Annotated in this window: 33 protein-coding genes; 24 read left to right on the top strand and 9 right to left on the bottom strand. The window is 62.8% G+C overall.

The features are described from left to right. Positions 1-77 precede the first annotated feature (77 nt). On the top strand, positions 78-584 hold the full coding sequence (locus tag AC0L21_RS07505) for a hypothetical protein (protein WP_473259774.1): 507 nt from the start codon (positions 78-80) through the stop codon (positions 582-584). Here the strand turns inward: AC0L21_RS07505 and AC0L21_RS07500 are convergent. Genes AC0L21_RS07500 through AC0L21_RS07490 form a run of 3 tightly spaced genes read right to left on the bottom strand, consistent with a single transcriptional unit; the run spans position 535 to position 3334 of the window. Then, positions 535-1713, bottom strand: a complete 1179-nt coding sequence (locus AC0L21_RS07500) for a saccharopine dehydrogenase family protein (RefSeq protein WP_473259772.1) — start codon at positions 1711-1713, stop codon at positions 535-537. The two genes, AC0L21_RS07505 and AC0L21_RS07500, sit on opposite strands and share 50 nt — an antisense overlap. Before the next feature lie 14 nt (positions 1714-1727). Beyond that, positions 1728-2510 (bottom strand): DUF169 domain-containing protein, encoded by a 783-nt coding sequence (locus tag AC0L21_RS07495; RefSeq protein ID WP_473259770.1) that lies wholly within the window; start codon positions 2508-2510, stop codon positions 1728-1730. A 56-nt stretch (positions 2511-2566) separates the two neighbouring features. Beyond that, positions 2567-3334, bottom strand: coding sequence for a YdcF family protein (locus AC0L21_RS07490; protein ID WP_473259768.1), 768 nt, complete (start codon positions 3332-3334; stop codon positions 2567-2569). Between the two features lie 164 nt (positions 3335-3498). On the opposite strand from AC0L21_RS07490, the gene AC0L21_RS07485 reads away from it, so the two are divergent. From AC0L21_RS07485 to AC0L21_RS07475, 3 genes are all read left to right on the top strand, one after another. Further along, entirely contained in the window at positions 3499-4440 is a 942-nt protein-coding gene (locus AC0L21_RS07485; RefSeq protein WP_473259765.1) for an acetamidase/formamidase family protein, read from the top strand. Between the two features lie 200 nt (positions 4441-4640). Next, positions 4641-4838 (top strand): hypothetical protein, encoded by a 198-nt coding sequence (locus tag AC0L21_RS07480; RefSeq protein ID WP_007603456.1) that lies wholly within the window; start codon positions 4641-4643, stop codon positions 4836-4838. Positions 4839-4910: 72 nt separating this feature from the next. Then, positions 4911-5390 (top strand): GcrA family cell cycle regulator, encoded by a 480-nt coding sequence (locus AC0L21_RS07475; RefSeq protein WP_473259763.1) that lies wholly within the window; start codon positions 4911-4913, stop codon positions 5388-5390. A gap of 294 nt (positions 5391-5684) precedes the next feature. Here AC0L21_RS07475 and AC0L21_RS07470 read toward each other — a convergent pair whose 3' ends face one another. Further along, a complete protein-coding gene (locus AC0L21_RS07470; RefSeq protein WP_473259761.1) occupies positions 5685-7241 on the bottom strand; it encodes a porin in 1557 nt (518 codons plus the stop codon). A gap of 405 nt (positions 7242-7646) precedes the next feature. On the opposite strand from AC0L21_RS07470, the gene AC0L21_RS07465 reads away from it, so the two are divergent. Next, complete coding sequence (locus AC0L21_RS07465) at positions 7647-8153, top strand: MarR family winged helix-turn-helix transcriptional regulator (RefSeq protein ID WP_007603453.1); 507 nt, start codon at positions 7647-7649, stop codon at positions 8151-8153. Between the two features lie 10 nt (positions 8154-8163). Here the strand turns inward: AC0L21_RS07465 and AC0L21_RS07460 are convergent, their stop codons facing one another. The 3 genes from AC0L21_RS07460 to AC0L21_RS07450 all read right to left on the bottom strand — a co-directional run bounded on the left by AC0L21_RS07460 (position 8164) and on the right by AC0L21_RS07450 (position 11583). After that, complete coding sequence (locus tag AC0L21_RS07460) at positions 8164-9276, bottom strand: alpha/beta hydrolase family protein (protein WP_473259759.1); 1113 nt, start codon at positions 9274-9276, stop codon at positions 8164-8166. A gap of 284 nt (positions 9277-9560) precedes the next feature. Beyond that, positions 9561-10532 (bottom strand): SDR family NAD(P)-dependent oxidoreductase, encoded by a 972-nt coding sequence (locus AC0L21_RS07455; protein WP_473259757.1) that lies wholly within the window; start codon positions 10530-10532, stop codon positions 9561-9563. A gap of 145 nt (positions 10533-10677) precedes the next feature. Then, a complete protein-coding gene (locus tag AC0L21_RS07450; protein ID WP_473259754.1) occupies positions 10678-11583 on the bottom strand; it encodes a dihydrodipicolinate synthase family protein in 906 nt (301 codons plus the stop codon). 330 nt (positions 11584-11913) lie between these two features. Between AC0L21_RS07450 and AC0L21_RS07445 the strand changes: the two genes are divergently transcribed. Beyond that, complete coding sequence (locus AC0L21_RS07445) at positions 11914-12153, top strand: hypothetical protein (RefSeq protein ID WP_007603449.1); 240 nt, start codon at positions 11914-11916, stop codon at positions 12151-12153. Positions 12154-12422: 269 nt separating this feature from the next. Further along, positions 12423-13286, top strand: coding sequence for a tetratricopeptide repeat protein (locus tag AC0L21_RS07440; protein ID WP_473259752.1), 864 nt, complete (start codon positions 12423-12425; stop codon positions 13284-13286). Between the two features lie 6 nt (positions 13287-13292). Here the strand turns inward: AC0L21_RS07440 and AC0L21_RS07435 are convergent, their stop codons facing one another. Beyond that, positions 13293-14015: a hypothetical protein gene (locus AC0L21_RS07435; protein ID WP_473260104.1), complete on the bottom strand. Its 723-nt coding sequence runs from the start codon at positions 14013-14015 to the stop codon at positions 13293-13295. 399 nt (positions 14016-14414) lie between these two features. On the opposite strand from AC0L21_RS07435, the gene AC0L21_RS07430 reads away from it, so the two are divergent. The 12 genes from AC0L21_RS07430 (at position 14415) to AC0L21_RS07375 (ending at position 20946) form a co-directional block, all read left to right on the top strand. Then, positions 14415-15662: a phage portal protein gene (locus AC0L21_RS07430; RefSeq protein ID WP_473259750.1), complete on the top strand. Its 1248-nt coding sequence runs from the start codon at positions 14415-14417 to the stop codon at positions 15660-15662. Between the two features lie 86 nt (positions 15663-15748). Continuing rightward, a complete protein-coding gene (locus AC0L21_RS07425; RefSeq protein WP_473259748.1) occupies positions 15749-16324 on the top strand; it encodes a tail assembly protein in 576 nt (191 codons plus the stop codon). Positions 16325-16326: 2 nt separating this feature from the next. Beyond that, entirely contained in the window at positions 16327-16641 is a 315-nt protein-coding gene (locus tag AC0L21_RS07420; RefSeq protein ID WP_473259746.1) for a gene transfer agent family protein, read from the top strand. Continuing rightward, positions 16642-16908, top strand: a complete 267-nt coding sequence (locus tag AC0L21_RS07415) for a hypothetical protein (RefSeq protein WP_473259743.1) — start codon at positions 16642-16644, stop codon at positions 16906-16908. Between the two features lie 2 nt (positions 16909-16910). After that, positions 16911-17414 (top strand): HK97 family phage prohead protease, encoded by a 504-nt coding sequence (locus AC0L21_RS07410; RefSeq protein ID WP_473259741.1) that lies wholly within the window; start codon positions 16911-16913, stop codon positions 17412-17414. A 31-nt stretch (positions 17415-17445) separates the two neighbouring features. Continuing rightward, complete coding sequence (locus tag AC0L21_RS07405) at positions 17446-18570, top strand: phage major capsid protein (RefSeq protein WP_473259739.1); 1125 nt, start codon at positions 17446-17448, stop codon at positions 18568-18570. Between the two features lie 11 nt (positions 18571-18581). Beyond that, positions 18582-19118: a phage tail assembly chaperone gene (locus AC0L21_RS07400; protein WP_473259737.1), complete on the top strand. Its 537-nt coding sequence runs from the start codon at positions 18582-18584 to the stop codon at positions 19116-19118. Then, positions 19118-19447, top strand: a complete 330-nt coding sequence (locus AC0L21_RS07395) for an HNH endonuclease signature motif containing protein (RefSeq protein ID WP_473259735.1) — start codon at positions 19118-19120, stop codon at positions 19445-19447. Before AC0L21_RS07400 ends, AC0L21_RS07395 begins: the two co-directional genes overlap by 1 nt. Positions 19448-19451: 4 nt before the next feature. Then, positions 19452-19919 carry a hypothetical protein gene (locus AC0L21_RS07390; RefSeq protein ID WP_473259733.1) on the top strand — a complete coding sequence of 156 codons (468 nt, stop codon included), beginning with the start codon at positions 19452-19454 and terminating at the stop codon, positions 19917-19919. Between the two features lie 2 nt (positions 19920-19921). After that, entirely contained in the window at positions 19922-20209 is a 288-nt protein-coding gene (locus tag AC0L21_RS07385; RefSeq protein WP_473259731.1) for a head-tail connector protein, read from the top strand. 1 nt (position 20210) lies between these two features. Then, positions 20211-20627 carry a DUF3168 domain-containing protein gene (locus tag AC0L21_RS07380; protein ID WP_473259729.1) on the top strand — a complete coding sequence of 139 codons (417 nt, stop codon included), beginning with the start codon at positions 20211-20213 and terminating at the stop codon, positions 20625-20627. A gap of 1 nt (position 20628) precedes the next feature. Continuing rightward, complete coding sequence (locus AC0L21_RS07375) at positions 20629-20946, top strand: head-tail adaptor protein (RefSeq protein WP_473259727.1); 318 nt, start codon at positions 20629-20631, stop codon at positions 20944-20946. A 2-nt stretch (positions 20947-20948) separates the two neighbouring features. Here the strand turns inward: AC0L21_RS07375 and AC0L21_RS07370 are convergent, their stop codons facing one another. Further along, entirely contained in the window at positions 20949-21176 is a 228-nt protein-coding gene (locus AC0L21_RS07370) for a hypothetical protein (RefSeq protein ID WP_473259725.1), read from the bottom strand. A 74-nt stretch (positions 21177-21250) separates the two neighbouring features. Here AC0L21_RS07370 and AC0L21_RS07365 point away from each other — a divergent pair, with 74 nt between their 5' ends. The 5 genes from AC0L21_RS07365 to AC0L21_RS07345 are packed head-to-tail and all read left to right on the top strand — an operon-like array spanning position 21251 to position 26160. Further along, a complete protein-coding gene (locus AC0L21_RS07365) occupies positions 21251-21622 on the top strand; it encodes a phage terminase small subunit P27 family (protein ID WP_473259722.1) in 372 nt (123 codons plus the stop codon). After that, a complete protein-coding gene (locus tag AC0L21_RS07360; RefSeq protein WP_473260102.1) occupies positions 21600-23207 on the top strand; it encodes a terminase large subunit in 1608 nt (535 codons plus the stop codon). The genes AC0L21_RS07365 and AC0L21_RS07360 overlap by 23 nt, the downstream gene beginning before the upstream one ends. After that, positions 23207-23602, top strand: a complete 396-nt coding sequence (locus AC0L21_RS07355; RefSeq protein ID WP_473259720.1) for an HK97-gp10 family putative phage morphogenesis protein — start codon at positions 23207-23209, stop codon at positions 23600-23602. Before AC0L21_RS07360 ends, AC0L21_RS07355 begins: the two co-directional genes overlap by 1 nt. After that, complete coding sequence (locus AC0L21_RS07350; RefSeq protein ID WP_473259718.1) at positions 23595-23909, top strand: gene transfer agent family protein; 315 nt, start codon at positions 23595-23597, stop codon at positions 23907-23909. The genes AC0L21_RS07355 and AC0L21_RS07350 overlap by 8 nt, the downstream gene beginning before the upstream one ends. Next, a complete protein-coding gene (locus AC0L21_RS07345) occupies positions 23902-26160 on the top strand; it encodes a hypothetical protein (protein ID WP_473259716.1) in 2259 nt (752 codons plus the stop codon). Before AC0L21_RS07350 ends, AC0L21_RS07345 begins: the two co-directional genes overlap by 8 nt. The last annotated feature ends 15 nt before the right edge of the window (positions 26161-26175 follow it).

The following is a 26175-nucleotide window of genomic DNA, read 5'->3' as shown; positions in this document are numbered from 1 at the left end:
GTTCTTTGTATCATAAATATCGACACCATCATGTCATATTGAACAAGCTAGCCGTTCTCGGTCAAGGAAACCTAGTGATGATCAAGGTGATTCATCCCATCGCTGGCGCAATCGCGCTTCTGACCATCTCGACATTTTGGCTGTCGACTGCGCTCAGTGAGCTTTTCGCATCCCAAGCCGTCATCACCGCCATCAAGACGGCCATACCATGGGGCTTTCTTTTGCTGGTCCCGGCGCTGGCGGCGGCGGGGGGCACGGGCCTTACGCTGGCACGGGGTCGGCGAGCCGGCCTGGTCGGCGCCAAGATCAAGCGAATGCCGCTGATCGCCGGCAATGGCGTCCTGGTCCTCGTCCCCGCCGCACTGTTCCTCGCACATAAGGCGAGCGCCGCCGAGTTTGATGCAGTCTTCTATGCGGTGCAGGCTGTCGAGCTTGCCGCAGGAGCTGTGAACATCACCTTGCTCGTGCTCAACACGCGAGACGGCTTGAGGATGAAAGGTCGGTTTCGCCGCCTGGGAGAAGGGAAGGTGACAGCTACTCCTCCACAGCGAACGTCAGCCCAGCATTCTCCTGCAGCCGCTTGATCAGCTTGTGCTGCATCGCTGCGCCCGGCGTCCAGAAGCCGGCTGCGACGTCGGTCGTGTCGCGCAGCATGCAGATCGCGCATTCGGAGATCATCTTCGAGGTCGAGCCGTAGCCGGGATCGCGATCGCCGGTGACGCCGGCGCGAACCATGCGGCCATCGGGTGCGATCGCGATATAGAGCAGATCGAACAGACCGTTCTCGCGCTCTTCCTTCGACGGCCCCTCGCCCGGCTTCGGTGCGTCGGGGCCGGTCTTGCCCGCATTGGCAGCCATCACGAGCTTGGCGTTTGCCTCGCCCTTCTCGCCGGGACCGGTCAGGACCATCTCGTCATAGACGAAGTCCTGGCCGTAGGGAAATCCCATCAGCATGTTGGAGCGGTGAACGTTGCGGGTGTTGATCAGCGCCATCATGAACGGCGCCGCCCAGGATTGCAGGTCCTCCTCGAAGGCGGCCCTGTTGCCTTTCGGCTGCTTCGGGCCGCTGAAGCCGGGCGTCAGCGCAAAATGATCGTTGAGAATGGCGACAAGGCTGAGATCCTTGGCCACGGCATCGAAGGTCGCCTTCGCGCTCGCGGCGGTGCCGCCCGAAAGCGTGCCGCGCATGTCGCGCACGCGGCCCTTCACGCGCGGGGCCGGCGCGCCGAAGGCACGTTTGGCCTCTTCCTGCACGAAGAACGTACCGAGCTCGAACGGCACGGAATCGTAGCCGCAGGAAAACACGATCCGTGCGCCGCTCTCTTTCGCAGCCGCCTCGTACTTGTCGATCATCTGGCGCATCCAGATCGGCTCGCCGCAGAGATCGAAATAATCCGTGCCCGTGGCGACGCAGGCGGCGAGCAGTTCCTCGCCATAGAGCTGATACGGGCCGACGGTGGTGATCACCGACATCGTCCGTTCCGCCATCGCCTTCAGCGAGGCCGGGTCCGACGCATCCGCGACAATAAGCTCCGTATTCCCGGGTGCGCCGATCGCATCGCGCACCGATTTCAGCTTGCCGAGGCTGCGGCCTGCCATCGCCCATTTGAGCGAATGGTCGCTCTTGTAATGCTGGGTCAGGTATTCGGCGACGAGCTCGCCGGTAAAACCGGTCGCGCCATAGACGACGATGTCGAATTTCGCAGAGCTCATGGTCGGCCTTTGCTTTACTTCTTCGCGTAGCTCACGCCCATGCCGGCACGGACGTCGCTTTGAATCCCATAGGGCGGGATCGGATAACGCAGGCCGTTCTTCGCCAGCGCCTTCATGCCCACAACTGCCTTGGCGAGATGTTCCGGCTTAAGGGCCATCAGCATCTCCTCGTCCGGCACGCCGCCATAGCGCCGTTCGGCATAGCATGGCAAGGACAGGCTGGGCTCGCCCGTCTTGAGCGCCCTGCCCCACGAATCGGCGCAAGCGGTCTCGCCGACCACGCCCCATTCGAACTTCTTGTAGCCGGTATATTGCAGCCCGTTGATCAGGATGATCATCTGCCCCGGGGTCGCATAGACGAGACAGATGTCCGGCGGATCGAGCCGGCCGCTCGCCAGCGGACTGACCGCGAGCGCCTGATATTGTCCGAACGGAACCACGTCCAGCGCCTCCTGGCGCTTGCGTGCGTCCTCCGCCGTGCCGTGCCAGACCCCGACATAGTTTTCGCCGGCGAGCCATTTCTCGTCCTGCGGTGCAAGGCCGATCACCGCGCGGCATTGCGCGCCGACGAGATCGTCGGCTGTGATGCCGACCGTCCAGCCCAGACGCGCCGCCATGCTGACGATCTGGTCGGTGGTGTGGACCGCGTTCGGCCGCCGGATTTTGGGGATTGCCTCCATGTCCGCGGTCCGCGCGAACAGCTTCATGCCGATCACCGTAGTCTTCAGCCGCAACAGGCTGTTGAGATCGGCGACGAGGCCGGCAAGATCGATGCGGTCTGCACTCTGCTGTTGCATGGCGTCCTCCCGGCCGGCAGTCGCGCGCCGGCGCTGTTATTGTTTCTTGAACGGTTCTAGTCCTTCGCCGGTCCCGGGAGCAACTCGCCAGTCCGGCCCATCAGGCGGTAGGCGACGAGTCCGATCCATTCGCGCACGGCGACCTCGGTTCGGCCGAGCCCGTCCGTGCCGACATTGGTGAAAGAGAAGAGATCGTCACGCCCGCCCATTCGCCAGTCCACGGGATAGGCTTCCACGTCAAATCCCGCCTTGCGAAAGATCCCCATCGAACGCGGCATGTGAAAGGCCGAGGTGACCAGGAGCCAGCGTTCGCCTGGCTTGGGCGCCACCAATTGTTTTGTAAAGATGGCATTCTCGTAGGTGTTGCGAGAGTCCCGCTCGAGGATCAGGCGCTGCTTGGCGATGCCCAGATTCTCCAGGATCGGCGCGGAGTAGTCGGCCTCCCGAGAGTCCGTCGAAACCAGGTTCGCGGTGCCCCCGGTGAAAACAACGCGCGTGTTCGGATAGCGGCGCGCGAGCTCGGCCGGCGCAAACAAGCGATCGGCCGCGTGCGCGACGACGGGCGTGCGGTGCGCCGCCGAAAGATCGGTATCGACCGAGCCGCCGAGCACGATGATGCCGTCGGGCGCACCGCGCGACGGATCCCACGGTGGAAAACGCGACTCCAGCGGATAGAGCAAAAGGTTGCCGATCGGCGAAAACGCGGCGAGCGCCAGCATGATAAGCGTGGCCGCGGCGAGCTTGCGGCCGAATGCGGCAAAGCGCGTCGCCATCAGGACGACCGAGACGATCCCGAGCTCGATCATGAAGTTGATCGGCAGCACCGCGGCGCCGAGGGTCTTGGACAGGACAAAAAGCAGGGGAGCCTCGCTGGAATGATCGTGCCTGTTGCGCGCGGGCTTGACCCGCCCGTCGATCTTCAGAAAGCTTCTTGGAAGAGGATCGATTGCCTGGTCAAGCCCGGGCCTGTGAAACGGACGGACACCCCATGACCCATCACCACCTGCATTCCAGCCCCGAGACCTGTCATTGGGGCTTCTTCGAGGCCGCGCTCAAGCCCGTCCTCACCATCGCGAGCGGTGACGAGGTCACGGTCGATACCATCAGCGGCGGTCCGGACATGCTGCCCGACCGCAGCAAGTTTCACATTCCGCCCGAGATGCACGAGGTTCATGCCAGGAACGAGCGCATGCTGCCGGGCCATATCCTCACCGGCCCGATCGCGGTCGAGGGCGCCGAACCCGGCGACGTGCTCGCGGTCGAGATCCTCGACGTCCAACTCCGGCAGGACTGGGGCTGGAACATGATCAAGCCGCTGTCCGGCACCCTGCCCGACGATTTCCACGAGACGCGCATCCTGAACATCCCGCTCGACCGGTCGCGGATGGTCGCCCGCATGCCGTGGGGGCTCGACCTGCCGCTCAAGCCGTTCTTCGGCGTGATGGGCGTTTCGCCCCCTCCCGCCTGGGGCCGCATCTCCTCGCTGGTCCCGCGCGCCATGGGCGGCAATCTCGACAACAAGGAGCTTGGCGCCGGTGCGACGCTGTATCTGCCGGTGTTCGTCCCGGGCGCGCTGTTCTCCTGCGGCGACGGCCATGGCGTGCAGGGCGACGGCGAGGTCTGCGTCACCGCGATCGAGACCGCGCTCCAGGGCCGCTTTCGCCTGACACTGCGCAAGGACCTCAGGCTCGAATATCCCCGCGGCGAGACGGCGACGCATTACATGACCATGGCGATGGACCCCGACCTCGACCAGTGCGTGGTGCGGGCGCTGCGCGACATGATCGTGCTGCTCGGCGAGAGGCGCAATTTGTCGCGCGAGGACGCCTATACGCTGTGCAGCCTGGCGGCCGACCTGCGGGTCACCCAGACCGTCAACGGCTCAAAGGGCATCCATTGCATGATCGAAAAGACGATCGTGCACGGCTGAGCCGACCTGCCCACGCCTCACCTGTCGAGGCCACACCGCCGCCTGCCTGCCACGCGGCGTGTCCTACCATGCCTGATTTCCCTCGCGATTCCAACGAGCTGACCAAGCGCCGCGGCCTGCATTTGACTTCCGCCTCCAAACCTAAATAGAGTCTTAATCGTTACTTTTATGTACCCAAGTAAGAGGCTAGCGTTTCGTCCATGGCCACCGAAAAAGCCGAGACTGACCGCATTCCCGTAACCTTGGCGCTCTCGACCATCACCTATCTGGAGAAGCTGGTGAGACAGGGCACCCACGGCACCAGCGTTCCCGGCGTCGCACGTACCCTGATCGAGGAAGGCATCCGTCTCGCCATCAAGGACGGGCTTTTGTCGATTCGCGACAATGGCAGGACGTGAGCGCGCGCCGAACGTGAGGCGGACGGATCTCGAGAGGCGGATGGCCGCCATCTGCAACCTGGGACCGCACCAATGCCTGTTCTCTTCCCGACCTGGACCGACGAAAGAATCGAACTTTTGAAGCAGCATTTCGAGGCCGGGCTCTCCTGCCGCGAGATCGCCGCCGACATCGGCGTCAGCCGCAATGCCGTGATCGGCAAGCTGTCTCGCCTCAATCTGACGCGCGGCCGGACCATCGACGATCGCAAAGTTCAGGACCGGGGCTTGGCGCCTTCGCGCACATCGCGGACCGTGCCGCGGCTGCAATACGAGATGCTCGCCACGATCTATGGCGAGCCTAGCGCGCCCGTAGTCACTGGCCCTATCGACGACGCCAACCGCTGCTCGCTGCTGGAGCTTGCCGAGAACCGCTGCCGCTGGCCGATCTCGACGCCCGGCGCGGACGATTTCTGCTTCTGCGGCAACTCCGCACCCGACGGCCAGTCCTATTGCGCCGGCCACAGCCGCCTCGCCTACCGGCCGAATTCCCGCGCGCGCGTCATGCGCGCTTAGAACCGTATTCTAGAGCCGTGTCCTCAAACGAAAAACCTCCGGCAGGGCATTGCCGGAGGTTTCTGGAGGTTTAGCATCAAGTCAGAGCCGCAACTTTCGTCATCGGCTGCGAGTTATATAGCTTAGTAACTCAGGTAAGTAAATAAATTTGGGGCCGATCGAATCGCATGGCTCGTCTTCGTCGCCCGCACAGGCCGCCGGATTTTCCGAAAGCCATTGTCGTACAAAAGCTCATCTCATAAAAAAGCCCCGGCGGTGTCCCGCCGGGGCTGCGTCATATCCGAAGATCAAGGCTTACCAGTTGCGCTGGGCGCGAACCAGCAGGCTGTAGGTGTCCTGGTCCTTCAGCTCATAGGTCGCCGCGGGCTTGGCAACGCTGGTGAGCGCCGGCGTCGTGATCACGCCCGAGTACTTCTGGTCAAGATGGCTGTAGGTGAAGTCAGCCGAGAAGGTCAGGTTCTTGACCGGGGTCCAGCGGGTGATGACACCGATCTGGCCGATGTTGAAGTCCGGGTTGCAGGTGCCGGTCAGGGTCGCGAACGCGGCGCTGCCGCAGATCATGCCCTTGGCCGTGCCGCTGTAGTTGACGGCGGCCCACGCACCATAGAGCGCCGAGTTCCAGTACGGGCTCCAGTTGTGGGTGTAGGCACCACGGAAGCCGTAGGTCTTGGTCAGCTCGAGGCCGCTGCCGGGTGCGAACACCGCGTCAGACACGCCGGCGAAGCCGATGCTCTGATACGCGCCGCCCGAACCGCCGAACATCGAGTAGCTGGTCGCTGCCAGCTCCTGGAAGTTGTAGCGGCTCGCACCTTCGGTGTAGACGCCCGAGATGTTGATCACGTCGCCGGCACCGGTCGGGATGTTCTTGATCCCCAGAGCCAGCTGGACGGCCCAGCCCCACTTGTCTTCAGGGTGACCGGTGGCTTCGCTCGCGCCGTAATAGCCGACATGGTTGTCGTGCGCTGCGACCGAGGCCTGGAACAGGCCCCAGGCCTGGTCGACGCGGAGCGTGCCGACGAGATCGGGAGAGCGGGTGCCGCCGAGATCGTTGGAGCCGTAAGCACCGCCGAGGACGCCGGTGGTGGACATGCCGGCCGTATTCCAGAGCGCGGTCTGGAACACCTGCGTCTGGTCCTGGGCCGAGACGATCGCCGTCACGCCCTGGCCGAGATCGGCGGTGTAGGTGAACTGGGCAACACCGTTGGTGCTGCCGCTGCCGCCGACGAGCTGGTCGAAGTTGTTGCCGGGATAGTTGATCCAGGGCGCGTCGAACTGCGACACAGCCTTGCCCATGGTGAAGCCGGCGAACTGGATGAAGGCGTAGTAGACGCCGAGCGCGCCGCCGGAGGTCGTGCCGTCGGTGCCGTTCACCGCGCCGCCGGTCGAGCCGATCAGGCCCGTGCCTGCGGCGTTGAGCCCGAGCGTGCCGCTGTACTGGGTGGCACCCGTTCCCGATCCGGCGCCGACATAGTTGCCGGTCGTCCAGGTGAAGACCGCATCGAAATAGGTGCGGACAACGCCGTATTCGGTCGCGGTGCGGGTGTCGATGTTGAGATCTTCACGAGCGCGCATCGAGTAATAGTTGGTCAGGCGGTTGTTGGCCGCGAAGACGTTGTTGTACTGGGCGCTGTAGTTGCCGCCGGCATTGAGCGCCACTTCGGCACGCAGATAGCCGCCCAGCTTGATGCAGGTGTCGCTGCCCGGGATGTAGTAGAAACCCGCGCCGTAAAGCGAGCAGACCTTCACGTACTCGACCGCCTTGGCCTTCACCGGAAGATCAGCCGCCTGAGCTCCACCGACGGCGATCAGACCCGCCGCAGTGCCGAGCAAAAGGCTCTTCACCAATTTCATATTAAAACCTCCAAGTTGCTCATGTTACGAAGACCGGACCGTGAGGCCCCCCAGATCCCCGTCTTTCAAATCCGCTCGGCCGCTTTGCGCTTTCGGACACACCCTCTTTCCACGCGAGGGCCGTGAGCAAACCACCTGCAACGGGACGATCGAGTACCCCCCACCGTCAAGGAGCAATATGCCTGCGCCGTTCACTAATCAAAATACCTTATTTGGTAAGCTTTGTGGTTTCGCTAAACCTGTGCTCCCTGAGCAACACCGCTGCGAGGCGATTCCGTGAGCTGATCATCTTTGTAGTTTTAGTGACGAAATTACCCTGCTCTGCACTTGCGTCAGAGCAGGCTTGCGTGGACTATGGCTTGCACGACACCGGCCGCATACAAATCAGATCACGGGAGTGACGCTGTGTCAGCGACGAGGAAAGAAGGGGCGCGCCTCCGCTCCATCGGCAATCTGGATATCATCAGGCGCTTCACCTGGGAGATATCGTCGATCAACATGTACCTGGAGGAGCTGCGTCAGTTCTGGGCGAGAACGCTCGGCATCAGCGGCCCGCAATGGCTGATCCTGATGGCGATCTCCGACCTCGACAAGGACGACGGCATTCCGGTCAACGTCGTCTCGAAACTGCTCCACGTCGACCCGTCGTTCGTCACCACCCAGTCCAAGCTGCTCGAGAAGAAGGGCCTGTTGCGCCGTCGTCCCTCGCCGACCGACGCACGGGTGGTGCGGCTGTCCCTGACCGAGAAGACGCAGAAGCACCTGGCGAGCCTCAACGAGCAGTACAAGACAATCAAGGAATTCGTCTTCCAGGAGTTCGACGAGAAAGAGCTGACGGAATTCACCACCAAGCTCGCGATGCTGAAGACCCGTCTCGAAAAGGCCTGCGTCCGCCTGACCCTCGACTTCTGAGTCGACGTCCTCAGATGCGCCCCGCGGCGCCGAGCCGGGATTCGAGCCAGTCGAAGATGTATTCATTGGCGAGGCTCGGATTATCCGCATGGCCCTGCGCCGCGCCGGTTTCGGCCGCGGTGAAGACCTTCAACATGACATCCGAACTGCCGAGCCGGGACGTCTGGACGATCTGACGCGCCCGATCGGCCTTGAGCCAGCCGTCCTCACCCAGCGTGATCAGCACCGGACAGTCTGCGCTGGAGGCCATCAGCGGCGCATGCGGCACCGGAACGATGCTGACGTCGCTCATCGCGAACCGGCTGGCAAAGAAAGCCCGCTCGTGCAGGTCCCACAGGCCGCCATCGCAGACGGCGGCGGCAAGCCGCGGCTCCTGCAGCACCGCGCGCGCCACGAAGGAAGAGCCCCAGCCATCGGCGACGATCGCGACGCGCTCGAAATCGACGTCGCTGCAGGTCTCCAGATAGTCCATGACGCACGGAATCGCGCTCTCGAGATCCCGGCGCCGCAACAGCGCGTCGAGATAGTCGTCGCGCTGGTCGCCGAACAGGTCCAGCGCCAGCAGCGAGAAGTCGCGCTCGCGCGCATGCGGCGCGAGCTTGAACAGAAACTCCTCCTTGCGGTGGCCGGGCTCGCCGATGCAGATCACGGTCGGGGCTCGCACGCGTCCCGACGGCGCGGGCAGGAAATAGCCCTGCAACGAATGGCCGTCGAGCCAGGGGATCGTCACGACTTCGCCGGCAGGCTCGCGCGCGGCGAGGAAGCGGCGGGCACAATCCTGCATCGCGAGGACCGCGACCCAGCGGCGCTCGTCCGCCTGATCCAGCGGCATTGCGGCCGCGCTGTAGTAATTCATGGCGCGGAGCCAGTTGCGCTGCGCGGTCGCCCTGTGACCTTCCGCGAACGCGGCCTCGGCACGAAGCCGATTGGTCTGCGCCAGCTTCTTCCACTCGCGGTGCCAGGACTGGTCGTCGCCCCGCTTCAGCTGCCGCGCGATCATCAGGCATTCCGCAATCGTGGCGCCGCCCTCCTGGGCCGCGGTCAGGAGCCGCGTGAACTCAGCGGAGATGTCCTCTCGCTCCGGGCAAAGGATCCAGTCGTCGGAGAGGCATGCGGGTATCATCGGGAGCTACGCTCTGGTCATCGCCTTACACATGACTGACTAAACTATTTTGGTTCCCTGACCAAGCTGCCGTGCGCCGAATGAGAGCCGTTGGAGATCACCATCGCTTGAACGCAGGGACGGGTCGCATGCGTGACATTCCTATTCGTCATGAATGGCCGAACACGGGCAGGACGCCGGCAGCGAACTGGCAAGAGCACTGGCAAGAGGTGGCACGCGAAATTGCCTGCGCGCCTCTTGCTATGATGAGCATCATACCTATATCCGCGCGCCCGGCGGCCGCCTCAGCCGAGCCGCCAGCCGACTTCCTGCGTGAAGCTTTCGTAGAAGGATCTTTCGTAGGCCTGCTCCGGTGTAGCACGAACGCGCTCGTCAAGGCGCTTTGCGTCCTCGCCCACGAGAATGCGCCATTGCTCCGCCTTGACCCCCTCGAGAATGATCCGGGCGGCCTGCGCCGCCGTCGTCGGCGCATCCTCGAGGAAGCTGCGGGCGCGCTCGGTGAACACCGCCTGGATGTCTTCGTCCGACATCTTGTCGGCATCCGGCACGCCGGCCGCGACGATGCGCTTGCGGGTCAGCGCGACCTCGTCGGCGTTGAGCCGCTCCGAGCCGTCGGCGCTCTGCACCTTGCGCGAATTGGAGACGATCGAGGTGCCGATATGGCCGGGCATCACCACCGAGCATTTGACGTGCGGCGCGTGCAGGCGGAGGTCGTTGATCAGCGCTTCGGTAAATCCTTTCACGGCGAACTTCGCCGAGCTGTAGGCGGTGTGGGACTGGTTCATGCCGATCGAGGCCCAGAAGCCGTTGACGCTCGCGGTGTTGACGATGTGGGCCTCGTCGGCCGCGACCAGCATCGGCAGGAAGGTGCGGACGCCGAGATAGACGCCGCCCCAGCAGATGTTGAAGGTGCGCTCCCACTGCTCGCGGGTGTTGGTGAACAGGCTACCGCCGCCGCCGATGCCGGCGTTGTTGAACAGAAGATGGATCCGGTCGGTCTTCTGCTGCTCGGCGAGCTCGTCGCGGAAGCGCTTGAGATGATCCTCGATCGAGACGTCGGCGACATGAGTCGTGACGCGCAGGCCCTGCGGCAGCTTCTCGACCTCGCACAGCCGCTTGGTCTCGGCCATCGCGGCTTCCGAGACGTCGCACATCGCGACATTGCAGCCCTCGGCGACGAGCTGCCGCGCGAGCTCGCGTCCCATTCCCGTGCCGCCACCGGTGATGACGGCGATCTTTCCCGCAAAATCCTTCATGGGACTTTCGGCCCCTCCCTTCTCGGTATGTTTCTTCACAGCTCGCGCCGCGCGCATCGGAGCGCGCACAAAATGTAGCAGCGCCGCATCCGCAGGTAAAAGCGGATCGGCGCTGCCATGTTCACCAGTAATTTCGGGGCGTGGACTATTCAGCCGCCTCGACGCGCCCGTTCAACGCGCCGAGCCCGTCCAGCGCCTTGCGGATCGCCGCCTGCTGCGCGCTTGAGGCCTCCGGCATCGGCGCGCGGGGATAAGTCCTGGGCAGGCCCTGCAGCGTCTGCGCATAGCGCGTACACGCCGGCAGATTGTCGGCGATCACAGCGTTCCACAGCGTCAGCAGCTTCTTGTGCAGATCGAGCGCGCGTGGATGGTCACCCGCCTTCACCGCATCCCAGAGTGCGACGGAGGCAAGCGGCGCCGCGGTCAGGATCGCGGCGATCGAGCCATGGGCCCCCAACGTGTAGGACGGATACATCAGGGCATCGACCGCGCTGTAGATCAGCTTGTCAGGCGCCATCATCATCAGGTCCGCGAACAGCTTCAGGTCGCCTGCGCTCTGCTTGACGCCGACCACCAGCGGCACCTCGGTCATGATCCGCGTCAGCAGCGCCGGGGACAGATACGACCACGGCACCACGTTGTAGATGATGATGGGCATGCCGGTCTCATCAGCCATGGCGCGGAAATGCGCCACCATCGCCTCGTCGTCCGGCTTGAACAGATAATGCACTGGCGTGACCTGGAGGGCGGCGACATTCATGTCGCGCACCAGCTTGCCGCGGCGGATCGCATCACGGGTGGAATCGACGATGATGCCGGCGATGACGGGAATGCGCCCCTTCACCGCCGCAACCGTCGCCTCCATCAGGTCGCGATATTCCTCGTGATCGAGCGTGTGACCCTCGCCGGTCGAGCCGCCGGCCGCGACGCCATGCGCGCCGGCGCCGATCATCCAGTCGACCTGGTGCGCAACAAGAGCGTAGTCGATCTCGCCATCCTTCCGGAACGGCGTCGTCATCGGCGGGATCACGCCGGTCGGTCGTGCCTTCATGGTCTGCCCTCGCGTTTCCATATCCCTTGTGGCGGTCCCGCTCTTTTGGCGGGTGGCCACGTCCTTCCGAGCCTACCGGCTGCGCGCGGCCTGTGAAGCGCCCCCGGCGCGGCGCTGCCCCCGGAATTCGACATCCCTGCGACTCACCCCAGCCGGTTCCCCGTATTTGCCCGGCTTCGGTTTAGGGGCAATTTTTTCACAATCCGAATCGTCAAATGGAGTCCGGACGCTGGGTCGAGTCGGCTAGGCCAGCGTGTTGTTTGCGTCACAGGCTCTGGCACTCCGCTTGCATCCTCTTCGTGGTCAGAAACTACCGATGAGGTGACTGGAATGTTCGTGACCGTCGTTGCCGTGCTCTGCCGGCTGAGTGCAGCCAGCTCAGGCAGTTGCATCGAGGAAATCGTGACCGACAGCAACATGACGCCCGAGATGTCGATGATGCAGTGTGCGATCGGCGCACAGGCCCCCCTGGCGAAATGGATGGGCGAGCATCCGATCTACCACGCCAACTGGCGGCTCGATCGCTACAAATGCGTTCCGGGTCGCTACGAGATCAAGGGCCACGCCTAAGGCCCCGCAAAATTACTGATACCAAGACGACGGACCAAGACTAAAAACGAGGAAACGCCCCGGAGGCCGACTGGTCCTTCCGCGCGGGCACCGACAGCGCCAGACCCCATTGCGGCGGCGCGCTTTGTGACAATCACACCCACTCCTTAAGCCACTGCTCGCAAGATGATCACACGCGCACGCCGCCCATCCGGCGTCAGCGCGGGAAGCCGAATAGCGGTTGCCCGACGCTGGGGCCGAGGCCATACTTGGCGCCTCGATAGTCGTCGATGGCGAGCCCGGTGTCGAAGCGCTCTGTTCTTCCCCCCAGCCGCGGACCTCATCAAACCGATTTACGCGAGCACGCCACGCTCGCGCTGCGGATGCAGAATTTCGCCGAGGCTGAGCGGCTTGCAGCCGAAGTCTTGAAGACGAGCCGGAACGATATCGTCGCGACATGGGTTCTTGGCCGCGCCTTGCTCGCTCAGAACCGCGCAGCGGAGGCCATCCTGCCCTTGGACAAGGCGGCGCGCCGCACGAGTGATCCGGGCATTGAAACTCTACTTGGCGCGGCCTTGGGCGAATCCGGACGTCGCACGGAAGCCGTCGAACAATTGCGCCGGACCGCGGCGCGTCGCCCGCCTTTCCTGCCGGCGTTCCAGGAACTCGCCGGCCAGCTTGCCAAGGATCGGCGCCTCGATGAGGCCATCGCGGTGATCGGCAACGCTCTCGCGCTCGCGCCGGAAAGCATCGACCTACAACTGGATCTTGCGCGCCTGCATCTCGAGCGCAATACGCGCGGTGAGGCGCGCGCGATTCTCGTCAAGGCCCACGAGGTCGCGCCTGGGCGTCCCGATATCTCGACCCTACTTGCACGCGTGCTGCGCCAGGACGGTGACTATGCCACGGCCGCAGAAATGTACCGGCTCGCGCTGGCGCTGCGCCCTGACGATGCCATGGCACGCACCAACCTCGCGGCCTGCCTGTTCGAGTTGGGTGAGCGCGAAGCGGGCGAGGCGAGCCTTCGTTCGGCCTTACACGGCCGCCCTCGCATGCTGGCACAAGCCGCCTACACGCTCGTCCATTCATCGCACGGCCGCTTCTTCTTCCGCCCGAGCGCGCTCAAGAAGTTTCTGCAAGGCGAAGTGCCGTAACACGGCTCACGCACGGAACTGCCGTCGATAGGCGCCGGGCTCCTGCGCGACCGACTTCGTCACCTCGAATACCCGCCGCATCTCCTCTGCAGTCAGTGGTGCGGTCTGAGCGACCCAGGTTTCCCGCTTCACCGCCATGCATTGCGCAATCGGTGTCCCCTTCTGCAGCACGCCGTTGAAATTCACGTCGTGCCAATGCACCGGGAAATGGATCCAGCTGTCACGATATCGATCGCAATCGACGAGGCCCGTCAGCGTCGTGAAGGGCAAATCAAACCGATTGATCGGATGCATGAACAGAACCGAATAACCTTCCGGCGCTTCGATCAGCCATGGGTTACGAAACTTGATGAGAAGCCGGTCCGGCTCGAACAACGGCGATCCCGTGACCTGACTGGAGTCGTGAAATCCAACGGGAGAGCGCGGGAAATCGAGCTCACCACCGGCTGGCAGGTCATTGTCCCAGGAAATTTCCCCGTTCTCAAACCTGACATCGCACATCAATGGGATCAGGAAGCCGCTCGTCATGGCGTCGACGACCGGAGGACACCGCTTGACCGTATCCTCCTCGCGCTGATTGATCGCGTTGAACGCCTGCGTCGGCATCGCCTTCAGCCAGGCAGGCAGGCCCAAACTCGCAGGGATCGGCGCCGGCAATTTGTCTTCAAGGGCCGGCGGGCAGCGGAACTTGAGGGTCAACGGCTCGTCGGGCACTTCTGATGCTCTCATTGTCGCCGGGCGAGCCCTAGGCCTGATCGCGAACAGACAATGCATCCGTTGCGATGCTTTTCGCGCGTGTGCTCAGCCAAGCCTACGAACAAATGGTCGGAGCGAGAGGATTTGAACCTCCGACCCCTAGTCTCCCAGGCGAGCGCTGAGGATTGTTTTCGCTCTCTATTTTTGCAAACCGTAGGATTCGGCCTGCACTGAAATCCTAGAGGTTTTGACTTCCATTGCAAACCGATTTCCCGCGCTCACAGAAGCGCCGCGCAACAATATTTCAAAATTCTCTTGACCCGAACGAAGTTACACGAAATAATATTGCTCATCCGATAGTTCGGACCAGCACACAGAGAATCCGTTCACTCGCCCGCCTAACCAGCGGGCCAAACGCTCTGTTGTGCTCTTTTGTCCTTCGCTTCGCGCTTCAAATCTCTTCTCGGTATCGAGACCAAGGCCAGCCTCGCTGAGCCCGACGACTTCCTGTTGTCGCTGTTCGGCGCGGGGCAGACACTCGCTGGTGCCAACGTGACCCCGGCCAGCGCCATGACGTGCGCGCCGGTTGCGTGCGCTGTGCGGTCGATCTCCGAAGCAGTCGGCCAGCTTCCGTTGCGCATTTACCGGCGGCTTGCCGATGGCGGCAAAGAGCCGGCGACGGACCATCCCCTGTATCGGCTGCTCGGTGACGCACCGAACGGCTGGACCCCGGCTTTGCTCTTCCGGTCCCAGGTCACGGCCGACGCTCTGTTGCAGCCCTACGGCGGCTTTGCGCAGATCGTTCGCGTCGACGGTAAGCCCTATGAGTTGATCCGGCTCGATCCGCAGCTGTCCTCCATCGTGGTGGACTACTCCAATTTCGAGCCTGCCTATGCCGTGAAGGCGGACGGCAAGAACCCCGCGCGCGAAATTCCCGCCGCTGATCTGATCCACCTTCATACGCCGGCCTACCGCCCGTCGCGCGGCCTTGTCGGAGAGGCCCGCGAAGCCATCGCGCTTTGCATGGTCCTGGAGCAATACGCTGCCCGACTTTTCGGCACAGGTGCCCGCCCCTCCGGCGTCCTATCGCTCAAAAGCAACATGACGCCTGACGCCATCGCAAAGGTCCGCGCGGCTTGGCAGGCGGCCCACGGCGGCTCGAACAGCGGCGCCACTGCAATCCTGCCCGGTGACGTCAATTGGCAGGCGCTCGCTCTGACCAGCGTAGACGCTCAGTTCTTGGAAATGCGCCAATTCGCCATTCGCGAGATCGCGCGCATCTTCCGCGTTCCGGCACATATGCTGATGGACACCGACCGCGCGACGCCGCGCAGCATCGAAAGCCTTGGTCAAGAATTCATCTCCATGACGCTGCTGCCCTGGCTCAAGGCCTGGGAACAGTCGCTCGAGCTGAAGCTCTTGGCGAAGGAAGAGCGCGACCAGTTCTGTATCGAATTCAACCTGGACGCCTTCGCCCGCGCTGATTTGCTCGCCCGCGCACAGGCGCTTTCCGTCGCGGTCGCGGCGCGCATTCTCAATCCCAACGAAGCTCGCGCGATCGGCTTTGGTCTGCCTGCCTACACCGGCGGCGACAAATTCGAGAACCCGAATACGTCATCTGCCCATGCCGGTGGCGCGCTCAATGCCGGCAACGACAACAACGATCAAGAGGCCGCCTGATGCTTCGCACTGTCCATCTTCACGGCAAGCTCGGCAAGCAGTTCGGCCGACTCCATCGGTTTGATGTTGCGACTGCGGGCGAAGCCTTGCGCGCGCTCAACTGCGCTTTCCCCGGCCATTTCGTGAAAGCTCTACAGGACGGCTATTACAAGGTTGTTCGCGGCGACAAGCGAAACGGCATGCAGCTCGATCTTGAGCTGGTCAATGGCTTCAATCTCGGCATCGCCGACCTTCACTTGATCCCGGTCGCTAAAGGCGCGGCCTCAAACACTGCCAAGGGCACTACCAAGATTGTGCTCGGTGCCGCACTAGTCGGCGGCGCGGTTTTCCTATCCGGCGGCGTGCTCGCAACCCCGCTCGCCGCGTCCGGCATTCTTAGCGGCACGACCTACGGCACACTTGCGGCGCTGGGTTTGGGCCTCGCCCTGTCGGGGGCATCAACGCTGCTTACAAAGCCTGCCGGCCCGTCACCCCAGGCCTCCAATGGTCTCAGCGCGAACGGCGGCAACATCGGCAATTCCGGCAAGCAAGGTGACGCGGTCCCCCTAATTTACGGCGAGGTTCTGGTCGGATCGACTCCGATCTCAGCCTGGTCCGACGTGGAAGATATCAGCGTCTACGCCGACAGTGCCGGCTCTATTGAGACAGCGTTCGGGCAATGACCATGACACCATACACAACCTTTTTTGGCGACGGCGAGCACACGTTTAAGCTCACCCCTGGGTCAATCCGCGAGCTTGAGACCAAGTGCGGCCCCATCGGCGCGCTCTGTAATCGGCTTTTTGCGCGCAACTTCGCTCAAGCCGACCTCAGCGAAACTATTCGCCTCGCCCTCATCGGCGGTGGCGTCACGCCTAAGCAGGCTCATGAGCTGATCGTCGCCTATGTCGATGGCCGGCCGCTGGTCGAAACATACGAACTCGCCGCCAAAATTCTTGAAAGGACCCTGTTTGGAAATCCCTCGAAAGGACAGGACTAAATGAGCTTCGCCATCGGAACACCGATCACTGAAGACAATCCGCTCCCGACGATCGCGGCCGACGGCGTGCGCGATGACCAGGGCGCCCTCATCAGTCCGGACAACTACTCACAGCACTTCGAATACAACGACGATGGAAAGATTGCCTCCGTATCGTTCTCCAACGGAGCCGATACGTGGGTTCAATACTACGAATACAACGGCAAGGGCCTGCTGACCGATATTAGCGCATGGATCAAGACCATCATCGAAGACGGTGAGGACTGATCATGAGCAAGGTAGACCGTCTCGAAGTCAAAGCAACGCTGAGCATTAGCGACGAAGGTGAGATCACCGGCATCGCTTGGCCGTTCAATGCCGGCCCAGACACGATGGGCGACACGATCACCAAGGGCGCCTTCAACGTCGCCACCGATCTGCCTATGCTGTTCTCACACGATCCGTCCGATCTGGTCGGCACCTGGTCAGAAGTCGCAGAGACCAATGACGGCTTAGTCGTCAAAGGCATGATCCATAGGGACCAGCCGCGGGCTCGCTCAATCCTGTCAATGGTCAAGTCGGGTTTGGTTGGCGGCTTGTCCATCGGCTTCCGCACCCGTGAGGCGAAGCAGCAAGGCCGCAACCGCGTGATCAGCTCGCTCGACCTGGTCGAAGTTTCGCTGGTCCGCAACCCGGCGCACCCCAGGGCGCGTGTCACCTCCGCAAAAGCTTACGACGCGGCGCAAGCCGTGGCCGCAGTCATTCGACGCTTCACGGCGGCGTCAACCCACTGACCTCAACTCTGAAAGGCAAAGTCCCACTCCAATGAAGCATGTTTCCCCCATCGAACTGAAAGATACCGGCGCCGGTAGCGACGACCCGGCCGCGATCGTGACCAAAGCTCTGGAGGGCTTCCAAGGCACGTTCGAAGATCGCATCAAGGCAATCGAGACCAAGTCGGCCGAACGCCTCGACCGTCTTGAGGCCAAGCTCAACCGTCAAGGTCGTGGCACCGCCGCGGAAGTCGAGACCAAGTCTTTCGAGACGTTCCTCCGCCACGGCCCGGACGGACTGAGCGAGATCGAAAAGAAGTCGCTCGCTGCTGCCGGCAACACGGTCCTGACGCCGCCGGAATTCGGCGCGGAAGTCCTCAAGCTCCTGCGTCAGTTCTCGCCCATCCGCCAGCATGCGCGCGTCGTGACTGTCGGCTCGGCACAGGTCCAGTATCCGCGCCGCACCGGCTCGACCGCTGCGACCTGGGTCGCCGATACCGCCGACCGCACGTCAAGCGATCCGTCTTTCGAAGGCGTGACGATCACGCCTTACGAAGCAGCGACCTACACCGACGTGTCCAATCAGCTCCTGGAGGACAACGCCTACACTCTTGAAGGCGAGCTGGCCTCCGATACCGCGGAATCGTTCGCCATTGCGGAAGGCACCGCTTTCGTGAAGGGCAACGGCACCACTCAGCCGGCCGGCCTGATGACGGCTACTGGTATTTCCCAGATCATCACCGGTGCTGCGGCAGACTTCCCGGCCTCAACGCCCGCAGACGTGCTGATCAAGATGTTCCACGCCTTGCCGACTCTCTGGGCCCAGCGCGGCGCGTGGCTGATGAACCGCAACACGATCGCGGCTATCCGCCTCTTCAAGGACAGCATGGGCCGTTACCTCCTGATCGACGACCTCAACAACGGCGCCGCCTCGACTTTGCTCGGCCGGCCGATCGTTGAAGCGCCGGATATGGACGATATCGGCGCGAACAAGTTCCCCATCCTGTTCGGTGACCTGTCCGGCTATCGCATCGTGGACCGCATCTCGTTCCAGGTGCTTCGCGACCCTTACAGCATGGCGACCAAGGGCCAGACCCGCTTCCACTCGCGCAAGCGCGTGGGCGGCTCGATCACGAACCCCGATCGGTTCGTGAAGCTCAAGGTTTCGGCGAGCTAAGGGACACCACTATGCAGCTCGCAGCGAATTTTGCCCTCCAGCTAGGAAGCAAGGCCTACACCTTGCGACCGACGCTGCGAGCTGCATTCCACCTACATCACAAGTATGGCTTCGCGGCCCTGTATCAGGCCGTCGCGGAAGGCAGTTTCACCACCATCATGGACCTGATCACCGCGACCAGCGATACAGTCCCGGTCGCATCGCTGCGCAGCATCTTGGATGCACGCGAACAGCTGCTCGAATTCGTCCTCATCTTGAGCGGCGCTGATGGGTCCGACGACAAGCCGGCATCGGGCAAGCCCATGCCGTTCGACGAATACTTCACTCGCCTGTTTCAGCTCGGAACGGGTTGGCTGGGCTGGTCGCCGGAAACGACGTGGAACGCGACACCCGCTGAAATCCTCAGCGCCCGCGAAGGCCGCATGGAAATGCTCCAGGCCCTCTTTGGTGGCAAGCGCGAGGAAGAGCCTGCCGGCGATCTCGGCAGCGTCCGCGACAAGCTTAACGCCATTGGGGACCTCAACGTTCATTCTTTGGGAGCCGTCTGATGCCCTACAAGTGTGGACGAGTGTGCGCATGCGGACGCGTTGTTGCCGGTTATGATCGCTGTGTCTGCCAAAGCCAGCGTCGCCAGGAAGCCGACAAGCGCCGGCCCAACGCCAATGATCGGGGCTACGACAGCCGCTGGTCCAAGGCCCGTCGCGCCTTCCTCGACAAGCATCCTGATTGCGCCATGTGCGGCAAGCCTGCCGTGGTGGTCGATCACATCAAGCCGCACAAAGGCGACCGCGCCAAGTTCTGGAACAGCAGCAACTGGCAACCGCTTTGCACCCATCACCACAACAGCACCAAGCAATCTCTCGAAAGGTCCAAGTAGTCCCATGCGCCAGATCGAATTCAACGGTGTATCTCGCCCCATCGCCGATTGGGCTAGGCTGACCGGCATCAGTTCAGACACGCTCACCAAGCGGTTGAACTTGGGTTGGTCCGTGGAAGAAGCCCTGACCAAGCCCGTCGGCAAGCAAGGACGCAAAGCGTTCGCACCGTCGGCCCGGTCGCAGTCGCGCTCGCTTACTCAAGCCTTGCCCGCCCTTGTGGAGTGGCAACGCGACATGCACGCCGCACACCGGCAAATGACAAGCGCAGTCCGTTCGTTCGTTCGCCAGATGGAAGAGCAGATGGCCCAGCTACGCCATGGCCTCGACCAGCACCTAGCCGCACAGCGCGACGAAGCGCAGCGCCACATCATCGCGTCACACACCCGGGGGGAGGCCTCAACGAACGCGAAAAGCCGCCACGACCGGTCCATTCCCCCGACGCAAGAGAGCCGAAAATTGGAGATTTATTGACCATGCCCGGCATCACCCTGGAGCAGGCGAAAGCGCACCTCAACGTCACGTTCGACGCCGACGACGCGCTGCTTACTGACAAGCTGGCAGCGGCGAAGGCGTGGATTGGCGCCTATACGGCCGCAAATCTGGATACCGACAGCACTCCCGCCCCAGTGAACGAGGCCGTGCTGCAATTGACCGCGCACCTCTATCAAAATCGTGAGGCCAGCGTTGTCGGTGTCACTGCCCAGGAACTGCCGTTCGGTTTCTTGGATTTGCTGGCCCCTTACCGCGCGTTTGCCTTCTGAAATGGCCGTTTCCGACCCCTCTCTCGCCCTTCAGAAGGCCATTCGAGCGCGGCTCATCGCGAGCCCGGAACTCATGGCTCTGGTCCAGGCTGATCATGTGATGGACGCCAATGGCCGGCCGGAGATCATGCCGGCCGTCTACATCGGCGAGGGACAGACCGTATTCCGGCGCTGGGACGCGACGACGCATGCCATGCTGCACGTCTGGTTCGCAGAGCCCGGTTTGGTCCAGTGCAAGGAAGCCGTTTCCGCTGTCGTCGCGGCGCTGCGGATCGACGCCCAGGCCGACGGCGTGCTGCCGATCGACGGCTTCACCGTGCATGACATGCAAGCCGACCAAACCCGGTATCTCCGGGACCCGCATGGCTCGTATTCGCATGGTGTAGTTGCCGTTGCGGCCATCGTGAAGGCGAACTGACATGCGCGCCGGCAACCTCGACCGTCTTGTTGAAATCCAACGGCGCACCACCGGCCTGGACCTCTACGGCACGCCCGTAGAGACCTGGACGACGTTCGCCACCATGCGGGCGCAACTGCTCAAGAACGCCATCGACGACCTGGAGGGCGCTCGCGGGCACACCGCCAACGCCGTGCTGACCTTCCGCATGTATTACTTCGCGAGCCTCAGCCTCAATGATCGGCTGCTTTATGAAGGCCACCAATACGAAGTCACCGGCATCACTGAGATCGGCCGCCGCGTCGGAATGGACATCACGTGCGAGCGGATTGGCCCATGATCTCACTCATGCAGCGCGTAAATGGAGCGAAGCCTTTTCTCTATTGCTTCGAGACGCTTAAAGCCATGCGGCGTGATACGGCTTCGGCTCCTTGTCGCGACAACGACGCGCCACTCGCCTTTGGCGTGATGGGGAACGACCGAAAGGCCGACCAAATCAACGCCGCTCTCTCTCAATTGCTCAATGATGATCCAGCTCAAATCGCCACTCGAAATCGGTTTTTTGTCCATCGAATCTCCTCAGCCCCCCTGAAGCCTATCCGCACCCGGTTGCGACGCAAGTCCGGTCCAATTCGGGGGCCAAAATGAAGGGCCGAAAACCAGAACTGTCCGTCGAGGGCGAACCGCTCACCGAGCTACCGCCACCGGCCTGGTTGTCGAAATACGCTAAGCAGGAATTCCGGCGCGTCATGCCGGAGCTGGTCAAGCGTCGCATCCTCACGCCTGCCGATCTGGGCTGCCTGGAAAGCTACTGCATCGCAATAGGCCGCATCCGCGACATTGAATTGCTGTTGCGCGCCGGCATCGATCCCAGGCTTTGCCGGATGCAAGACAAGGCCATGGTCACAGCGCGCCAACTCGCCGCCGAGCTGGGCCTAACCCCAGTGTCGCGCTCGCGGCCGGCTGTCCGGGAAGACGCTCCTGAAAGTGACGATGATCCGCTCGCCGTATCCTGATTGGCTTTTCGACGATAGCCCGATCGACGACCCGCTTGGCCATGGCGAACGCGCGGTGACGTTCCTGCGCCGGCTGCGCCATCCTAAGAGCACAGCGCGAGGGAATGCATTCCAGCTTGATCCTTGGCAAGAACGTATTGTTCGGCGGATCTATGGGCCGAGGCATGCGAATGGCACCCGTAAGGTCAAGACGGTTGTCCTTCTCCTGCCTCGCGGCAACCGGAAAACCTCTCTGGCCGGTGCACTGTCCCTGCTGCACACGATCGGGCCGGAGCGCCGGCCTGGCGGAGAGGCTATTTTTGCGGCATCCGACCGCCAACAAGCCGGGCTTGGTTTTCGCGAGGCAGCCGGTATCATCCGTTGCGATACTAGATTGATTGCCGCAACGAGGATTTACGATGCCCACAACTCAGTCAAAAAGATCGAATTTCGAAGGGATGCTTCTTTTCTGGAAGCAATTAGTGGCGAGGGTGCGCCCGCCCATGGTCGCTCGCCGGCATTCGTATTTGTGGACGAGCTTCACATCTGGAAGAATCCTGAACTCTGGAAAGCGCTTACGTCAGCGCTTCCAAAAACCCAGAATTCCCTGATGGTGGTTGCCACGACTGCCGGTCGTGGCCAAGCAAACATTGCCTACGAGATTGTCGACCGCGCTCGCAAGGTCGCAAGCGGGGAAATGGACGACCCGAGCCTACTTCCGATTTTGTTCGAAACGCCGGCTGATGCCGATTGGACCGACGAAGCCCTCTGGTATCGTTCGAACCCCGGCCTGACGCTCCAGTATCAGGACATCGAGGGCTTGAGGCAACTCGCACGTGAAGGCGCAACCAGCGTCACGTCGCGAGAGACCTTCCGCCAATATAATTTGAACGTCTGGCTCGATCATTCGACCTCGCCTTTTGTCGACATGGCTACCTACGATCGCGGCGCGGCACCGCTCGACTATGAGGCCTTGCGCGGCGCGCCGTGCTGGGTTGGCGTAGACATGAGTAAAACCACAGACCTCTCCGCAGTCGTCGCGTGCTTCAAGAATGGCGATGGCTACACCGTGTTGCCGCACTTCTTTTGCCCCGAAGCAGACATTCTCCGGCGCGGCGACGTTGACGGCGTGAACTATGAGCAGTGGAGCCGCGATGGCTTCCTGACAGCCACGCCTGGAAACGTCATCGATAACGCCGCAGTCGCCGACTACATCCGAGGCCTTGCCGAGCGCTTCCAGGTCCAGGAAGTCGGCTTTGACGTGACCTATGCCCAGGCCGTGATTGCACCGCTGCAAGAGGAAGGCTTTCCGGTCGTCATGATCCGGCAGGGTTGGGTGACGCAATCGCCGGCACTCAACACCCTTGAGGCCGCAATCATCGGCGGGAAATTCCGCCACGGTGGACACCCGATCTTGCGCTGGAACTTCTCCAACGTCGCAATCCACACCGACGCAAACTCGAACCGGATCATCCACAAAACCAAGTCGACCGATCGGATTGACGGCGTAAGCGCGACCTGGATGGCCGTGTCGCGCGCCGCTGCCGGTGAAGGCGGTTCGTTCCTCGACAACCCCGATATCACTGCCGACATGCTGGTGCTTTAATGGCCGACGACCTGGACGCCTACCTGCAATCGCTGCCGGACAAGCTCACTGAGCATTTATCGGACGTTCTGCGAGAGCAGGCATTCCGCCTTTCCGACGCCCAGCGCGCCGCGTTGCGGTCGCTTGAGCAGTCGCCAGAGACCGGCGCCTTAGAAGCGTCGTGCACCGTCGCTGCCGGCGCCCATGATCTCGAATACTTCGTTGAGGCGGGCGGCGACATGACGACCAAGGAAGTCCGCGAGGGCAGCGGCGAGCCTTATGATTACGCGCTCGGCTTTGAATTCGGGACAAGCCACCAGCCGGCGCGCCCTTTCTTTTATTCCACCTACAACGCCATGCGCGACGACATGCAGCAGGCGATCAACGAAGCTGTAAATGAGGTTCTAAATGACTGAGACTTCCCGCGAGATTACCTGGGCCGGCGGCACCCATACGTTCGACCTGGGGCACCCTTGGGTTCGCCGCGTTATGAGCTATCGTGGCCCGGCGCCCGCCCCCGTTCTGGCGCGCTTTGAAGCGGGCACCTACAGTCCAGAAGACGTAGAGCGCCTGATCGAACTAGGGTTGATCGGCGGAGGCATGCCCGAGCGCGACGTTGACGCGCTGCTCGATACCCACGTTCGCGGCAAACCTCTGGCGGCGAACGTGATGCTCGCGAGCGCTGTCCTGTCCGCGCTCTTTGTGGGGGCGGACAATGGCTAGCCTGACCATCCCCGTTAAGCTCAACCTCGACCAGTTGAAGGAACAACTGCGGCAAACGTCATCGCTGACCGGCACCGCTACGCGCCAGATCGCCAAGCAGTTCCTGGACATGAACAAGGACTTCGCTAAGGACGCAATCTTTGCGACCATGGCGCGCGGCGCCCTCGATCTCGCCGGCAAGGTCGCGCTGGCCGTCGGCGCCTACAAGCTCATGACGGCCGCGATCAGCGGCGCCCGCGAGCAGATGCAGCAAATGGTCGATATCGCGGACAAGGCCCAAAACCTTGGCGTCTCGCCCGCGTTTCTTCAGGCCTTCACCAGCGAGGCACGCAAGCTCAAGGTCGAAGCTGGCGAGCTCGAATCCGCCCTCGACCACGCCTTCCAGGCGACCAAGGATAAGTCGCCGATTGACGTCGGCGAGTGGAGCGTCGGCGAAGAGAAGATCACCGGCGTGGAGAAGGCCTTGCGCGTCTACAACGACACGATTGCCAAAGCTGCCGGCCAACAGTTGCAAGGCTTGGTTCTGTTCCGGGACGCTCAAACCCAGGAGGACAAGAGCAAGGCCGTTCTCGCGGCCATCATTCAGCTCGACCAGATCGGGCAGCATGCGGCGAGTCTGGACCTCGGCGAGAAGATGTTCGGCGCCCAGATTGTCGACCGCATGCGGCAAGGCAAAACCTCCGCCGAAAGCATGTTGCAGACGATCAGGGAGGCCAGCGCCAACGCGGACGGTATTTTCAGCAATGCATTGGTGGAGCGCGCGAAGGAAGTCGACGACCAGCTCAAGCTCGCGCATCAGCGCCTATCGACCGCGCTCAAGCCGTCCTGGGACGATCTCGCTAGTGTCATGATGGATATCAAGGGCGCCTGGGCCGACGTGATCGGCTACATCGCCAAGGCGGTGGAGCTATCGAACAAGCTTCCGCGCATTCCCGGAATGCCGGCGAGTTCCACTGATCTCGATGCGAAGCAGGACGCGCTGGCCCAGGTCAATGCTCGCCTGAACGGGACCGGCGGCGGCCTTCTCGGCAGCGTAAACCTCCCGCCCTTGTCCATTCCTGGCATCGGACAGGTCTATGGCGGCACCACCGCCGACCTGGAGGCGCACCGCGACCGCTTGCAAAAGGAAATCGCAGCGCTATCGGCGAACGGGGAGCAGTATGGCCCACCGGCGCCCAGCCGGACGCGTGGCACCGGCGCTGCACCGACGAAGATCAGTTCCGGCAGCGACGTGGACAAGCTCGACACGGCGGCCGACAGCATTGAGAAGCGCACCGCCGCATTGCAGGCGGAAGCGGCCGGGCTGGACTTGACCACGGCCGCCCGCGAGCGCGCCAAGGTGGCCGCACAGCTTGAGACCGTCGCCATGCAGGCCAACGCGGCCGCTGGTAAGGGCGAAGGCGTCGTGACGGCCGAACAGCGCCAGCGCATCCAGGAAGTCACAACCGCGTATGGCGAGGCCACCGAAGCCATCGAAAAGGCGACCGTGGCGCAATCGATCCGGCGTGGCCGGCAGACCTCGCTACTCGATCCCCAGGACGTGCAGATTGCCGAACAGTTGAAGGGCCTCTATCCGGACGTCGGGACGGCCCTGAATTCGGTTGAGGCATCCGCCATGCGGACCAATGAGGCCATGCGCTCGATCGGCAGCACCATGAGCAGCAGCCTCACGACCGGACTCGCGGACATCCTGGACGGGACCAAGAGCGTTAGCGACGGCTTTGCGAGCATGGCTAGGTCGATCGTGCGGGCGCTCGAAGAGGCCATGATCAAGATGCTGATCGTGCAGCCGATCATGCGCTCGCTTGGCGGCGCGTTCGGCTTCAGCGACGGCGGACTGGTCGGCGGCACTGCACCCCTAGCCAAGGCAGACGGCGGCTACATCGCCGGACCAGGAAGCGGCACGTCCGACAGCATCCCGGCACGGCTCAGCAATGGCGAATTCGTGGTGCGCGCGTCCGCCGTGGCGAAGCACCGCGCCGTCCTGGAGGCGATCAACAGTGATCGGATTCCAAGGTTCGCGGACGGTGGCTTGTTCGGCGGCACCGGCAGCGGGGCTGCTCCCATGATCGCTCCCTCTAATGTCATCGCGCCGCAGATCGCAGTCACCGTGCAGGGTAGTCCCGGCCAGTCTTCACAGGACCATCAGCGCATGGGCGAGAGCATCGCCCAGTCGGCCCAGCATCACATCAGGACCTTGATCGCCCAGGAACTCCGGACCCAACGGCGGCCCGGCGGCGTGCTGCGGTGAGAAAGTGCGAGGAAC

The organism is Bradyrhizobium sp. WSM4873 (genome assembly GCF_055811355.1).
This window is presented reverse-complemented; position numbering and strand designations above follow the sequence as displayed.